The organism is Selenomonas ruminantium subsp. lactilytica TAM6421, from assembly GCF_000284095.1.
GTDB lineage: Bacteria > Bacillota > Negativicutes > Selenomonadales > Selenomonadaceae > Selenomonas_A > Selenomonas_A lactilytica.
In genome coordinates this window covers 13556-29143 of the sequence record NC_017073.1, presented here as the reverse complement: position 1 = coordinate 29143, position 15588 = coordinate 13556, and the positions used below count along the sequence as shown (strand labels likewise).

The following is a 15588-nucleotide window of genomic DNA, read 5'->3' as shown; positions in this document are numbered from 1 at the left end:
AAGTAGGAGTTTTTAATCCGCTTATGTTAGCGTGAAATGATTCATGGTCGCAATATGAAATTAAGTGTGACAACATTGAGTATTATAGCACTGTATTTTTAGCAATGCAAGGTTTTTACCCGGAAATGCTCACAGAAGCCGTAGGAGGCCCGTAGAGCGATTTTAGAGGTGGACGCAATAGTTTATATAGGTGATAGCGTAGAAGGGCTATATGGGCGAACCTCGTGGACAAGAATATAAGGAGAGTGATAAAAGTTGGCTGATAACGATAGAACATTGAAATATACAGTCGAACTTGACGTTGATTACTTCAAACGGCGCTTAGAGAGCATCCGGAATGACACAAAGGCTTTCGAGAGCACGTTCAAGGAACTCAACCATGAAGTAACCAAGTTCGGGGGCAAAGATGGCTTCGATGCGGCTACTGGTGGAGCAAATAGATTTGCCAAGGCGGTAAAAAGTGTTGGCGATGAAATAGGCAAGCTGGATCTGAAAGGCAAAGGCGTAGATGAAGGTTTCACTGACCTCACGAATAACATGGTTTCACTTCGGAAGATTCTCCGAGAGTTAAATGCAGAAAAAGAGCATCTTATGCGTGGCGGTATCATTCGTTTTGCTGACTCCAAGCAAACCAAGAGCCTGGACATGGTTCTTTCCCAGATTAAGATGGTCCAAGATGAAATGCAGCGTATTAAGAGTCTGGATCTTAATAATATCCTGGGAGCCAAGGCTAAAGCACAGTTTGACGAAGTAACCGCAGCGATTAAATCACAGGAAAGCGCACTGAAAGCCTATGACCGGTCCATGCAGCGTCATAAGGCCCTGGCCCAGAGCACGTTTAACAAATATCGCTCTATGATTAACAGTGCCAATAAGACGCTGGAAAACTATGGCCTGGAAGCCGTGGAAAATCCTTATGCTAAAAAGGGCGGATGGGTAAACTATGCTAAAGAGGTCCGCGAGAGTAACCAGTTGCGCGAGGTCAAGGAGAACATTGCTAAGATTCACGAAGGTATCCTTGCAAAGCAGAGGGCTGAAATTGCGAACCAGAAGAAAATCCTGGAACAAGAGCAAGCCATTGCCGAGGCAACGGAGAAGGCGAACCGCAAGAAAATCAATGATACGGTGCGTGGAAACGTCGCTAATAACCGTAGCGTCATCAATGCGAGAAACGATGCCCTGGCCGGGAACTATGGTGGCAGCAAGGAACTTCGCCAGGTTTGGGACAAGGTAAAAGCCGATGCGGAAAAATGGAATGTTGCGATTTCCCGCGGCAGGCAGCTTACAGACGAAGAATTGCAGGCAGCGCAGCGGGTAACCAGAGAGTACCGGGAACAGTTACGCGTTCTTGGCGGTAAGAGAGCGTTGGAAGTGGCTCCGGTCAATCCGGTGATTGGCTTTAGTGACGCAAAGTCTTTCAATGCAGCATCTACGGCGGCCAGGGACGCTTCGGCCCTTGGCAAGAATCTTGGTAACCAGACCACAGAAGTACGCTCGTATGAGCAGGAACTTCGCCGGTTACAGTCCCGGTGTGAATCTCTGTACGCGACGTATCGCAAAGCTCCTACGCAGGAGAATCTACAGGCTTTCGCAGAAACTCGTCGCGCACTCCAACAGACCGAAAGGGAATACGATAGATATCAGCGGAGCATCCAGGGAGCTTCTCGTACTCAATCTGAATTTGCTCGTAAAGCAATGTCGCATTTACAGTGGATTACCACGGGTGCAGCCATTGGCGTTGCTGCCGGTGTTCCTACGTTGGCGGAAAACGAAATGACCAACATTGATTATCGCATGGCTGCTATCCGGCAGGTTATCCCGTCCATCGAAGCTAATCCGAATATGAAAGCCTCCGATGCCGTAGGTTTTGCCGAAGAAACAGAGAAGATGAACAAGGCTATGACGGATTTCATCAGCATTGCTGGTAAGTATGGTCAGAGCACCGATGAGGTATTAGAGGCTGCTCGTTCCATTGGTCGTATGTATGGACAGGGTGAAAATGGTGTGGTCAATACAAAACTTTTCACGGACCAAGCAGCAAAGATGGCCGTTGCCGATGCGTTCTCCATGGAAGAAGCAACGAAAGGTCTGGAAGCGGCCATGTCACAGTGGAATTTACAGACGGAAAATACCAATGATCTGCTTACCCGTTCTTCGGAAATCATTGATATCTGGACCAGGGCTGCTCATAGCGGCGCTGCGTCCGGCCAGGATATTTCCCAGGCAATCCAGGTCGCTGGTGCGTCGGCAGCCCAGGCTGGCGTGTCCTTCTCCTTCTTTACATCGCTCGTGGAAACCGGTGTTCGTACTACGGCCCGCAGCGGTAATGAGATTGGACAGGCATTAAAGTCCTTGTTTGTAACCATGGGTTCCGGCAAGGCTGATAAGGCGCTGAAACTCTGGGGCATTAAAACGAGAGAATTGGGAACCGATGGCGTAGAGCATGTGCGTTCCCTGGAAAAGCAGATTCTCGATGTATCCTTGGCCGTGAGCAGTACAAGCAAGGATACTACGAAGTTCCTTTCAACTCTCGCTGGGGGCAAGTACCAATACTCGAAAATTGCAGCAATCCTCAAAAACTACAAAGAAATTCTGCGTATGCAGGGTGTTCTTAACGATGGTCAAACCAAAGGGTTTGCTGATGCGCAGGTGGCCGTACAAATGGATACCATCAAGCGTAAATTTGAACAGGCCAAAGCAGAAGCCGTGAATTTCGTGGCTACGCTTGGTCAGCAGGGAGGCTTCGATAGCTTAAAGTGGCTGGCAACGCAGATCCGGGATATAACCACAGGGCTCCGTAAAATGACCGAGGAAGCCGGGAAAGGCCAGACGAATGTCCTTGTATTGGCTAAGTATCTAGGATACGTTGTAGCAGGCTTGGGAGCAATCAAGGTTGCATCCGCAGCATTAGGCAAGATTGTATCCGCGCAGGAAGCCGCAAGAACTACCTGGGGAATGAGTGAGGATTATCGCAAAGGTGACCGGGCAGAAGGTTTCTTCGGTAATATGTACGCTGACTCTAAGGAGGAAGGCCGAGCCAAAGGTGCGGAACGTGCTGCGGCCCTGGGAACCGGCAGGAGCACCATGGGAAGCGGTGCTGACATCGAAGAACGAAATGAACATACGCAGAAAATCCGGGAAGAAACCATAGCGTTGCAGCAAAACAGTGCGGCACAACGGACCAACGGAGCAGCCGAGGCATCTAACACGGCACAGACCGGGGCGAACACGGCTTCCAAGGCTACAAATACGGCTTCGGAAACGGCCAATGCAGCAAGCACTGGTGCGTCAACGGCTGCTAAACATGCAGAGTCCGCAGCTACTACGGCAAATACCGCAGCTACCGCAGCTAATACCGCAAGCAAAGCTGCAAACGCCAGCGCTGCCACCGGGGAGGCCGTTGCAGAAACCGCAGGAACGGCAGCAGTAGGCCGGAAGAACATTGTCCTTCGTGCGGGTGCTTTGGCTACTTCTGCGTTTGCAGCGGCAGAGCGTGTGGCCACGGTTACTTCTCGTACCTTGACCACGGCAATATCGGCCCTTGGTGGTCCTATGACCATCATTGCTACAATCGCTGCTACCATGGGTGCAGACCTCCTTATGACCGCTATGGCAGAAGGCGAGGAAGCCAATGCTGCCCATGATGCTGCCGATGCTATCAAGGAGAAAATCGACACGGCAGAGCAGGAGTATGACCAGGCAGAGCGCCGGGAAACCGCAGTATTGCAGGTGGCCGAAGCGTATAACAAGGTCAAAGAGAGTCTTGCTACGGTCAGCGAAGGCAGCGAGGAATACAAGGCGAAGCAGGAGCAGTTGAAGGACATGGAAGAAACCGTCGCTGAAATCCTACATACTGACGCTGGCCAATTCCTTGATGACAACGGGTTTAAGTTAACGGCCATCAAGGATTACATGGGTACAGAGAAAAGCAAAAGTATCCAGGAGCAAAAAAATATAGCAAACACGGCACAGGAGAACGCTAAGGCTACTAAGGCGCAAATTGAGAGTACGAGGCACAGAATAGAGGCATTACAGGAAGAACTAAAGCAGGTTAAGAGAAACGGCGAAGGTTGGAACTGGTTGGCCCGTGTGATGAACCAGGGCAAATACGATGCTGCAAAGGCTACTTTGGAAAGTGCTCAAAAGATGAAAGACGCAGCAGAGAACTATGGAAAACTAGGCGGAATCATGGGCTGGTTTAATGACTTGGAAGTGAAATGGAATGGCGGTACTGATGCAGTAATTGCAAAAGCCGATGAATTAATAGCCAAAGCTCAAGGGGATATGGATAAGGCCGTGGAAGAAGCCGGGAAGATTGGCAACGTTGGCCCTATAGAAGATTATCTGAAAACTGAACAAGGTAATCTGGGAAGCCTGGAAGAAAAAGAGCAGAAAGAGGAAAATCTTGCTTCCGAAGCCGCTACAAGGGCTGCTCTGATAGAGGGCAGGGAAAAGGCCGAGGAAAATCATCAGAATTCCCTTCCGGATAATAATAAGTATGGCAACGAAAGAACGCCTCACCCGCGTACTAGCCATCAAAAACCGAAGGCTGATGAAAAGCTGACCGATGATCTGTCCATGGCTATCCGGGCCGCAGCAAATTCCGAAACCGCAAAGCAATACGGGTTTGATGAACCTTTGCTTCGTGCCATAGCTGCCCATGAGTCCGGTGGTGATACTACGATTAAGCAGTACAATGGCGATGGAAGCCTACTGGAAGATTATATGCACTCTGGACACTTTGGTATGTTCCAGGTGCAACAGGCCGACGCTGACCGCTTTGGTACAGGAGATATCTCTAATCCGCTTAACAATGCTATGACCGCAGTAAAACTCCTTGCTGAAAAGGCGGACTATACCAAGACCAGCGATGGCCATGTTGACTTAAAGGCTGCTTTAAATGCGTATTTCGGGGACATGAGCTCTGGTTATGGGGACAAGATCATGGCCCTTAGACAAGCACAATTAAATTCCTGGTCTTTCGATAATAATAACTTTGGCGGTTACACCTCTTTCAATGACCAGGTTCTCGCCGGAGCCAAGGAAGAATTAGGTCAGCCCTATGGTGGCGGCGATTGGCGCGATATTGGCAGAAAGGTATGTACAACGTTTATCCAGAAGGCGCTTGTCAATGCCGGGGTAGATCAGCAGACCGTTGATAATCTTTCACCGGTAGCGACGAATTGGAGCCAGGCAGCCAGCTATGCTTTCCATCCTTATTCGGAGATTACCTCCGGTCAGTACACCGTCCGTCCCGGCGATATCGCATTGACGAACACGAATGGCAACGGAGGCAAGGCAGGCCATGTAATCATGATTGGCCCCAACGGTGAAGGTTACTATGCTGCCGGTGGCAACCAAGGCGTATCCGCTTATTATACTACGAACTGGCAAACCGCTTTTGCTGACACTGGTATTGAAGGTGTAATCTCGGTAAATACCTTGGCAGGGAAACCGTATACGCAAAGTATCGGTGGCCGGAAGAAGGCCCCAAAGAGTATCAATGATTTCCAGCCGGATAGATATCAGGAAATTCTTTATAAAGAGCAGATGGCTTATGAGAACGCGGATACAAAAACCTGGAAAGCTAAGTCGATAGATTTTCTTAACGGTGGAAAGTCTGCGGAGGACAGAGTAAACTTAGCGGTGGCCGATATGAAGCTGAATATGTTGAAGTGGTCCCAGGGTGAACTGGAAAATGCCCTTAGTTCTACGCAGGCGAATATCAAGGCGTACTTGGATTCTCATAAGGAAATCGGTGTGGCCCTTGCTAAAAAGGGAAAAACTTGGGAAGAACTTGTCCCGGCAGAGCGTAAAGCATTGGCCGAGCTTACCAATGATGCTGATGGTTCCTTTAAGAAGCAGGTAGAGGCCGAAGAAAAGATCCGGCAGAAGGTGGTAAAAACCACGAAGGCCATTGAGGACCAACGCCAGGCATGGGAAAAGGCTGCGGGCTTTATGAACCAGGATGACATGGATAAGTATCTCATTGATAAAATGGATACTGACTATGAATTGGCCCACCCGTATGGCGATGGAAACCCCAAGGGGAAACAGGATGTCTTGGAAGCCCAGAGGGATATCCTGCGTGACCAGCTAGAACGTAAGAAGGCTGCGGCCCTAGAAGCCAAGGAGGAAGGAGATATTCTTCGTGAGCAAAAGCTAGAGGAATACGAGAAGGCTTCTGCGAAACTTGCTGACCTCCGTAGTAATGGCAAAGGAGCAACGTTAAACGACGATATAGCCAAGCAGGAGGCCGAAGTCAAACGCCTTAGTCAAGAGTGGAATTCCCTGGCTAACGTGGGAACCCAGGCCGAGCAGGATACCCGGAAAGAAGTCAATGAAACCACAAAGGCCCTCCAGGATAAAGAGAAGGAAATAAACAAAGTAGAATTAGAGTTCAATAACATGATTCTCAATGGCATGACCAACATGTTTACCAATGTGTTGGCCGAGGGTAAATCCTTCAAAGATTCCTTCAAGGAACTTTGGGCTGACATTGGTAAATTTGCATTGCAACAACTCTTGAAAATCCAGCTAAGGGCTTTGTTGGTCCGCGCTGGTATGAAGTTCGCTGATGGCGGCGATATCCCAGGAAGGGCCACGGGAGGCACGATTCCTGGCTATGCGTCCGGTGGTCAAACCGCAGGAGCAATCACCGGGGCCGGAACGGGAACCAGTGATAGTATCCTGGCTTACATCGGTAACAAAGATCGATTCGTATATTTGTCCAATGGCGAATATGTGATGACCGCCGAAGCTACTAAGCGCATCGGCAAGGATACACTTGACAAGATGAACTATGGTAAATACGCTGATGGCGGTGCTATTGCCCCCACTCCGTATGTTCCCCATATTTCCGCCAATGTAACGAGGAAAGCGGCGGTCCTTAACCGCGATAATCCCAATGCAAAGATGGAAAGCCTCATGGCGCAGCAAACTGACTTGTTGCGGAACATGGGCAAAGACGGGAACGGTGGTGGCCTGGTGGTGCTCAATACGCAGGCATCTTCGGAGCAGGTGATGAAAGCACTGGCAGAGAATCCACGGGCTCTCAATGCTATTCTGGGAAGGAATCAGCGGATGGGATTCCGGTAATAGGTTTGACCTCTGGGGAGAAATCCTTGGAGGTCATTTTTTTGTTTGTGGGGAGGAAATCAAAAGAGAAAGGTAGAAAATAGCAAAAGGATATTGGGGTTCTAGGAATGGAGGGATATACATGGGGTTCATACCGGCTAGATGCACTCAATGTGGGGCTGCGATAGAAGTAGATGATACTAAGGAGGCTGGAATTTGTAAGCATTGTGGAACTGCTTTTATAACCGAGAAGGCAATTAATAACTATAATACATATGTAACCAATAATTACGATGGAGCAAATATCAATATAATTAATCAAGGAAATCCAGACTATCAATGTCCTAAATGTAAATCGGAAGATATCAAAGCATTGAGGATATTAGAAAAGAAGCCTACATATAAATCATATAAAACAAAATATGTATCTTTTTATATATTGGGAACTATGTTTTTATTGCTTTCGCTATCTACAAAAGATGGATTGACCGCGTTTGGCGTAGGTGCAGTTTTTATGATTTTGGGGTTCTCCTATCACGCATTACACAAAGATGGATACAGGGAGGCGTGTGAGAAATTAAAAGTTTGGAAGTCTGGCTATAAGTGTATGCGGTGCGGAGAGCAATTTTCTTTGCCAGACAATAAAGAAAAACAGTAAATATACAAGTATATTACCTGGTAACTTAGTCATGTGTTGCTTGCAAATTACTAACGAATAATGTAATATATATGATATATTATTTTTAGGAGGATTTTACAATGGCAAGAAAAGTGAATTACGAAGAAAAAATCAGTGCTCTCGAAGCAAAGATCGAGAAGAAGCAGAATGAAATCAAGGCTCTCAAAGGTAAACTAGGTGAACTGAAATCTGCTAAGGCTAAGGAGGATTATAAGGAACTCATGGAATACATGGTTACTAACAATCTGTCCGCCGAAGAAGTTCTGTCATCTATCAAAGGTTAATTCAAAGACTAAAACAAAAAACCCATCTAAGTGATGGGGCTTTTTTGCGTTTACATTTGTAATTTTATAGGAGTTACATCACCCTTGGTTTGACTTTGATTTGGAATGAGGACAAGATTGTTGACGTTAACATCATCTGGAATATCAAAAACAATAAGGATTCCATTTGCTTTATTCCCAGGATTAACATCTGACAGATACCAAGGATTGTTAAAATTCTTGGTCGTTATGCGGATTTGCGCAGGAGCATCGTTATCCATCTTGTAAATCCTACCATTGCTGGTATCGGCAAGTACATAGAAATTACCAGAGCCGGGCTGACGGGTTTGTTGGCCATTGTTCTGGGTATCCATTGTTAAAATAAGGAATTGGCCCGATGCCTGTTTGTTACCCGCAGATTTCTGTGTTTTTACGGCGGTAACTTTATAGGTCCAATCGGCGTAAGAAACGTCGGTATTAAGGCCAACGGTTTCGGCCTTCATAGGTATACCAGATACAAAGTTACCTTCGTATGTTTCCGGTTTTCCATTTACGCTAAAGGTCCTTTTTCCCTGACCGTTTAAACGGTCATTGGAGTATGTGCCTTCTTCTGACTGGTTGATTCCTTGCCATGTTGTCTTACCTTGGCCATCAAAATGACCGTCCTTAAATGTGCCTTCATATACCCAGGTCTGACCAGCGGAGTTCTTGGTTTCAAATTTCCCCTTGCCATTGGGAATGTTTTGTTCATTGACCTCCCCAGTGTATACTCCTGCCCTATCTCCGTAGGTTAAAGATAAGGTAACTTGCTGATTCTGCACTGTCTTAGGACCGCCACAGCCTACGAGTGCGAAGATTGCTGCTATGGAAACCATGGTAGCTAAAGTGTTTTTTAAACTCATGTTGTTTCTCCCTCCTTAATTCAATTTCAATGGGGTATTCAACAAATTTATCAAGAAGTCCTGCATAATATAAAATTTTTTTCCAAAGTAGGGTTGTGAAAACCCTGCTTTTTTTTATTATGGGTGTAGGGTGCAAGTCCCTATGCTCTGATTTCTTTTCTTTGCCATGTTTCCATAGTATACATGGTTTCTTTTCTAGGAAATTGTGAGGAAGCTATGGGGTAGGGGGCAAAGAATATCCATTGTATAACATTGAAGAAACGGAGGTATGTCCATGGAGGAATTTAGGTTTACGCCATATGGTGATGTGAGTATCACCTATGAATGGAACTCCAAGGCTATGAGTTTTGAAGATTACACGAAGCAATACTATAGACGCAGGGTGAGAGCCAAGAAAACGTATTCATTTGAGATAAGCGGACTTGACCTGGCAGCCCTGGTAAAATTCTATAATGACCATAAAGGCTTGCAGGAGCCTTTTTATTTTACCTACGATGGGATTACAGAGGTTTGCTATTTCGCCCAGGCTATAAATCCGAAGTGCAAACGAGAGAACGGGATAATCAAAGCGTATTCCTGTGGTGTGGCCCTGGAAGTTGACCACCAGCTTACTAATTATCCCACGGCCCAGGAAACAGATGTATTACCTGGTCCATACGGTGACACTGACCAGATAGTTGATTGGCATACCAACGTAGTATCTATGGGCCAACGTAGCGAGCGTATGGAAAAGCAGGTGAAGCCTACGCGAACAATTACAGGGAAGTGGTCTGGTCTGAAACCGGAGAGAGATAAAATGATCCGGCTTTTTAATTCCCATTGCAGGGTTCCATTGACCTTCCGGTATAACGGGGAAACGTTAAAAGTTATCTTCCCGGATAAATTGGAGATCAAGGATAAAAGAGAACTGAAAAACATTATCGGCTATGAATGTCAAATGGAATTGGAGGTAGTTGACTGATGGAAGATATTGGAAAATACATTGGCATAACTCATAAGTATGCTGGTGCTGACTTTGATAAATGTGATTGCTTTGGCCTGGTCCAGTTGTTTTATAAGGAACATGGCTGGTCCCAGTCCTTTGACGATGGTAAGCCCTATCCAACGGAGGACGAATACGCGCAGCCTAAGTATTGGCGTAGGCTCTACGAATACCTTCTGCGGAATTTTACGGAGGTTGATTACAAGGATCTTTCCTTTGGTGACGTTGTAGTGTTTGAGATTAACGGCTGCATACACCTGGGAATTTACCTGGAATATGGCAAGCTATTGGCCATGGAGGTCCCGGCGGTAGAGGGCGAGAGTAAGTCTACGATTTACCATCGCGGTATGTGGACTCAATGCTTCAAGTATGGGTTCCGGAGAAATGACGCATGAGCGTAGTTTTACCGGTATGTATGGCTAAGGCCAAAGAAAGTGGGAACCCATTTTTCATCGAGTTATACATTTTGAACCTGCGGACCGGGATTACCCGGTTGGCTGCCTGTGATGAAAACATAGAGTTCGCCGGTGCAACTTATCTCGCAGTTCCCTTCCAGAGAGGGGACATTGCCCGGAACCTGGATACAATCAATGATTCTGTCAATATATCCGTGGCTGATTGCTCCCATGAAATGCTGCAATTCGTGATGAACGGCTTTGATTTCCGTGGTTGTTCTGCGACGATTGTCCGAATTCAGTATCCGGAAAGCCTGTCTAATCCCAACGCATTGCAGTTGGTATTCTCTGGCTTCATTGACGAGCCGACGTTTTCAGATGGTGTGTTGTCCGCGAAAATCAATGCCCGGCTCCCGGAAATCAATTGTCCGAACCGGAATTATCGTCTGGCCTGCAATAGTGAGTTTGGCGATGCAGAGTGCTGCATGGATCTGGGAAAAGAAAACGTAATGGTTACGAATGTCCAGGGAAGCACGATTACCTTGGATATGGATTACAAGGAAGATTACTGGAAAGACGGAGTAATTACCGTCGAAGGAGAGTCCAGGGTTATTTCTAGTTCCAGCGGGGCAGATATCGTTGTGAACGTTGGTTTCGCCCATGATATCGTTGGCAAGCAAGCAGAGGTTGTCCGAGGCTGCAATAAGACGGTGGAACGGTGCAAAGCATATGGAAATATGAAACATTACAGTGGATTCCCGGCTATCCCCTTTGAGAGCGTTTATAGATAAAGAGGTGAGAGCGTGGATTTCAATTCAAAGAATATAATCTCTGATGAAAAATTTGAAGAAAATCTTTTGAAGCCATTTGTGCCGGAAGATTTTAAAATAGATTTACAGTTGTTTGGTCATCATAGCGGTGGTAAAGGCGTAGGCAAGGTTTTGCTTACTCTTGGCTTTGCAGCTATTGGTTTCTGTAACCCGGCCATGTTTGGTATCACGGCTGCTCATGGTGTAAGCATCGCAGCAGGTGTCATGGGCGCAGCTTTGGCATCTACGGTATGGACCGCGATTAACCGCCCCAATATGGACGTAGGAGGCGGTTCTCCGGACGTACAACGGTTTGATAGGGCACAGGAAACAATGTCCTCTGATGGCCTTATTCCCGTTATCTATGGTTATCGTAAGATAACAGGAAATCAGACCTATCATCAAACGGATAGCGAAGCAAATCAATTGCATAAACATGTTGTTTTGTGCGAAGGCGGCATTGATGGTATTGAAAGCGTATGCGCCAATGACCTGCTGATCCCAACAGAGGGACAACAGGAAGGCGCAGTATTCACGATCCAAAATCGGAAATACGAAGATGCGACGGTAGAACTTAAAAGTAAATATCTTTATTTAACCGCGGATAATAAAACAGATAAGATCTATCTTTGTAATAAAGATGATGCGAGTGGAAATGGCTCATTCTATGAATGGCAGATGAATATTTCTTCTTTGATTTCTTATATCAATCGTAAAGGTGAAGGTTGGGAAGCGTTCCCTACGGCAACTACAACGAAATATCCTGGTGACTTAAAGATTGAAACCAAGAGTTATCAGAAAAAGGTTAGCATTGGTACTTCTGCTGATTGCGATGAAAAGATATCAGATAGTCAGTATTCGGAGTATCTTGACCTTTGGAACGGAAATATCATGGGTGGCAATGTCAAGAACGTAGAATTTGGCAGGAATATGCTAAAGAAGAAATATGGCATCACAAGTTATTCTGATGGTAAGTTCTATAAGACAATTACCGCAACAGACAAAGGTTGTTATATGAATCCTGTGGCGGTCAAGGCTGATACGGTAAAAGGTGGAACAAAGTATGTATTCCATGATTGTGAACCACCGGATAACTATGAAGAAGTCGGCGGGTATCCGCAGTTGGCCTGGTTGGATATGCACTTCAATACGTCGGCAGAACTCAATGGTAATCCTACAGTATCTGCGATTATTCGCGGTAAAAAAGTATATGATATGCGAACCGGCAAGACGGAGTATTCTACGAACCCTGCTTTATGCTTGCGTGATTTTATGCTTAGTAAGCGCTATGGCATGGGCAAATGGATTACCGAAGATGACCTGGACGATGATTCCTGGCGTGAAGCTGCGGATTATTGCGATGAAGTCATTGAATTCCATAATTCAGATAACGTAGTGGTCAAGGCAAAACGCTATGAATTAAACATGGTTATTGACCAGAGTAATTCTGCTATTAACTGGTTACAAGAAATCCTTGCTAATTTCTGCGGTTATCTTACAATTGCTCATGGTAAATTCAGTCTGAAAATCGAGAAAAAAGAGGAAGTATCTTACCGGTTTAACGATAGTAATTGCTCCGATTTATCCGTGGCTCCTTTGAGATTATCGGAAACGCCGAATAAATACAGTGTGAAAATCATTGATCCACGGAATAATTGGCAATCGACGTGTTGCCTATGTGAAGATTTTTCGGATCAGAAGGAACGCGGAAAGATTGTTACTAAGGAAGTACAGTTGAACGGTGTGACTTCACAGAATCAAGCGCTGCGGTTGGCCCGGTTCTACCGAGATTATAACCTGGCTTGCCCGTTGCAGCTTAGTTTCACCACCGGCTACCAGGCTATGCACCTGGAACCGGGCGATGTAGTCACGGTAACTTATCATGATGTATTCAAGGATTTGCCTATTCGCATCGCGGAAATCAAGGAAACCGAGGACCATAAGTTTACAATCTCCGGCAGGCAGTATAACCCGGACCTTTACAATGACGATTTAGGCGGTGGCATAAGCTGGTATAACTATGTCCCTGCCGATGCTGACTCCATTTCCACGGAGCGTCGTAGACCTGGCCATGTTACCGATTTAACGGCGGTTACACGGTATAGAACGCGCCCGGACGCAAGTGTTGGCTATGACATTGCGGTGTCCTTTAAATTGCCGGAGAGATACGACGTAAATACCGCAATGGTATATTACAAGACTAATAGTACGGTAGCATGTGACTTGGAGAATGTTCCATCTGATGTATCTATCAGCCAACTTGGTTATCTGTCTGGGTGGAAATCCGCAGGGGAATCACAGGGGACAATGCTTATTCCTAATGTTCATCTTGGCGATGAATATGAATTTATGGTCCAGGCTAAGTCGGACGAGGGCCTGCTTTCATCGGAGGCCACCGCGCCCCATTGTAATTGCACCGTAAAGCCTAGAAGAACGGTCCCGGCTTCCCCACAGAATCTTCATTATGATTTCTCGGATAGCTTCTTGTTTATGTGGGACGATATTCTGGATAGCGATGTAAAATACTATGAATTACGCACTGATGAAAAAGTAGGTAATCCCAATGGACTTCTTGGGAGAACAACGGACAGGAGCGTTGAAGTTTCCATCAGTGACCGTACCGGTAAAGCGTATTTATATGCGGTGAATTTCCAAGGGAAACATTCGTATCCGGCAACGTGTGAATGGAGTTATCCGAAGCCTAATGCGCCATCCTATGTTAAGTTCGAGGATACGCCAAGAGGAATAGCCATTAAAGTTCCATCGTTCCCGCCTGGTGCAGATAAGGTAAGATTTTATATTTCCGGTGCTTATACGGCGGATACAATTGATTCAATCAATGCTATCTATGAATACAAAGGCAAGCCGGATGTTTATTCGTTGAAGGCTTGTTATGTAGACCGGATTGGCGAGGGCAATGTATCCCATGAGTATAGTTTCACGATTAGTCCTACATTTAAAAGCGAGTGGATTGACGATGAAAGCATTTCGTTGGATAAGGTTGATAAGAGCATTGCAGAATCATTGAAAAAAGCCAAGGATACTGCAAAAGACCTTCTGAAAATCAACGAGTCAATCACGGCATTGGAAAAATCTGACGGAGAAATCAAAAGTACAGTTACAGATTTAAAAACCAGGACCGCATCACAGATTAAACAGTTATCCAATGAAATTGATATTAACGTTGCAGACAAACTCAAAGATGCTACTTCTCAATTGGAAATCCAAGGAGATAAAATCAGCAGCATTGTAACCGAGTTATCGAAGTCACCGGAGAATTGCAGTTATAGTTCTATATCGCAGATGAAAGACAATATAAATATGCGAGTTGCAACGAAGGATTTCAATGGTAAAAATATTATTAATCAGATTAATATGACTCCATTGGGGACTACGATTAGCGGTGATTATCTGCATATCACCGGTACGACGAAGTTTGATGATGATGTTATCTTTGGTGGCATGATTAAGGCTGGGGCTATTACCGCAGATAAATTGAGTGCAAACACTATTGCCTTACAGGGAAATCAAGGTATACAAGGTGGCTCTGTTCTCCTTGATGTAAGCGGCCTTCATGTTTCCGGTTCGAGAGAAACAGTTACCTTTGGTGCAGGAGGCATGACCTTTGCTGACCAGAATGGTAATGAGTTTTCCAATGTTTCCCATATGCTTATGGGCGTGGCAAAGAATGGCGATTATATCAAGTTTACTAAGCCATGGCCGGTTACTCCGTCTGTCATTGTAACTCCGCAGAATGTCTTGACAGGTTCTAGTGAGTATTCAACGTCAAATATTTCTCTGAAATGCTATGCTGATGAAATAAGCAAAAAAGGTTTCCGAGTACATGCTTATTCAGAAATTGAAGGTGCTCATTCACATAGCGCAATCAAAGATACCGTCGCATGGACAATGAAACGTGGAGGTGGCCCTAAGTATTCATGGGGTAGGGCAGAAAACTATACCACTACATTTACAATTTATCCTCCTGTTACATGTAATAAAGTAAGATTGTATTGCACATGTGGCATGGGGAAAGATGCTGGAAACGGTAATAGCTATTATAGACCGGATTGTGGTATAAAGTTTGACGAAGGGTGCGATACGATGACTGTGAAATGCGGTGGTCGGCAAGTTTATAAAGGTGCTTTCTTTGATAGACAAAGATGCTCTCAATTAAGAATAGGTACAGATCCATATGCTCATAATAGTAGAAGTTATAATGATTATGGTTATATTTCATCTATAGACATTGTTTCTGTTGAATTCCCTGTCGTAGCAGGTCAACCAGTAGAAATAACACTAGATATCGCCCCAATGTTTTGTAAAACATGGCCTTACGATGTTTACCACAATTGGGCCATCTATGTTAATTCGGCTGATTTCGATGTAGCGTCCACAGAAAAACTTGATGGCTCTGGTACGGCAGCGTTTTTCGTTTTGGCCGATACGAATAAATTTTATACTGTTGTTAATTAAAGGAG

Annotated in this window: 8 protein-coding genes; 7 read left to right on the top strand and 1 reads right to left on the bottom strand. The window is 45.5% G+C overall.

Annotation, left to right across the window (positions count from 1 at the left end):
• Positions 1 to 255 precede the first annotated feature (255 nt).
• From SELR_RS17015 to SELR_RS17005, 3 genes are all read left to right on the top strand, one after another.
• A complete protein-coding gene (locus SELR_RS17015; protein WP_014426114.1) occupies positions 256 to 7098 on the top strand; it encodes a phage tail tape measure protein in 6843 nt (2280 codons plus the stop codon).
• 121 nt (positions 7099 to 7219) lie between these two features.
• Positions 7220 to 7735, top strand: a complete 516-nt coding sequence (locus tag SELR_RS17010) for a hypothetical protein (RefSeq protein ID WP_014426113.1) — start codon at positions 7220 to 7222, stop codon at positions 7733 to 7735.
• 101 nt (positions 7736 to 7836) lie between these two features.
• Entirely contained in the window at positions 7837 to 8040 is a 204-nt protein-coding gene (locus SELR_RS17005) for a hypothetical protein (protein ID WP_014426112.1), read from the top strand.
• 50 nt (positions 8041 to 8090) lie between these two features.
• On the opposite strand, the gene SELR_RS17000 is transcribed toward SELR_RS17005, so the two are convergent.
• Positions 8091 to 8921 (bottom strand): DUF4352 domain-containing protein, encoded by an 831-nt coding sequence (locus tag SELR_RS17000; RefSeq protein ID WP_014426111.1) that lies wholly within the window; start codon positions 8919 to 8921, stop codon positions 8091 to 8093.
• A gap of 274 nt (positions 8922 to 9195) precedes the next feature.
• Here SELR_RS17000 and SELR_RS16995 point away from each other — a divergent pair, with 274 nt between their 5' ends.
• Genes SELR_RS16995 through SELR_RS16980 form a run of 4 tightly spaced genes read left to right on the top strand, consistent with a single transcriptional unit; the run spans position 9196 to position 15583 of the window.
• Complete coding sequence (locus SELR_RS16995) at positions 9196 to 9882, top strand: hypothetical protein (RefSeq protein WP_014426110.1); 687 nt, start codon at positions 9196 to 9198, stop codon at positions 9880 to 9882.
• On the top strand, positions 9882 to 10298 hold the full coding sequence (locus SELR_RS16990) for an NlpC/P60 family protein (RefSeq protein ID WP_014426109.1): 417 nt from the start codon (positions 9882 to 9884) through the stop codon (positions 10296 to 10298). Before SELR_RS16995 ends, SELR_RS16990 begins: the two co-directional genes overlap by 1 nt.
• Entirely contained in the window at positions 10295 to 11089 is a 795-nt protein-coding gene (locus SELR_RS16985) for a baseplate hub domain-containing protein (RefSeq protein WP_014426108.1), read from the top strand. The genes SELR_RS16990 and SELR_RS16985 overlap by 4 nt, the downstream gene beginning before the upstream one ends.
• 12 nt (positions 11090 to 11101) lie before the next feature.
• Positions 11102 to 15583 carry a phage tail protein gene (locus tag SELR_RS16980; RefSeq protein ID WP_014426107.1) on the top strand — a complete coding sequence of 1494 codons (4482 nt, stop codon included), beginning with the start codon at positions 11102 to 11104 and terminating at the stop codon, positions 15581 to 15583.
• The last annotated feature ends 5 nt before the right edge of the window (positions 15584 to 15588 follow it).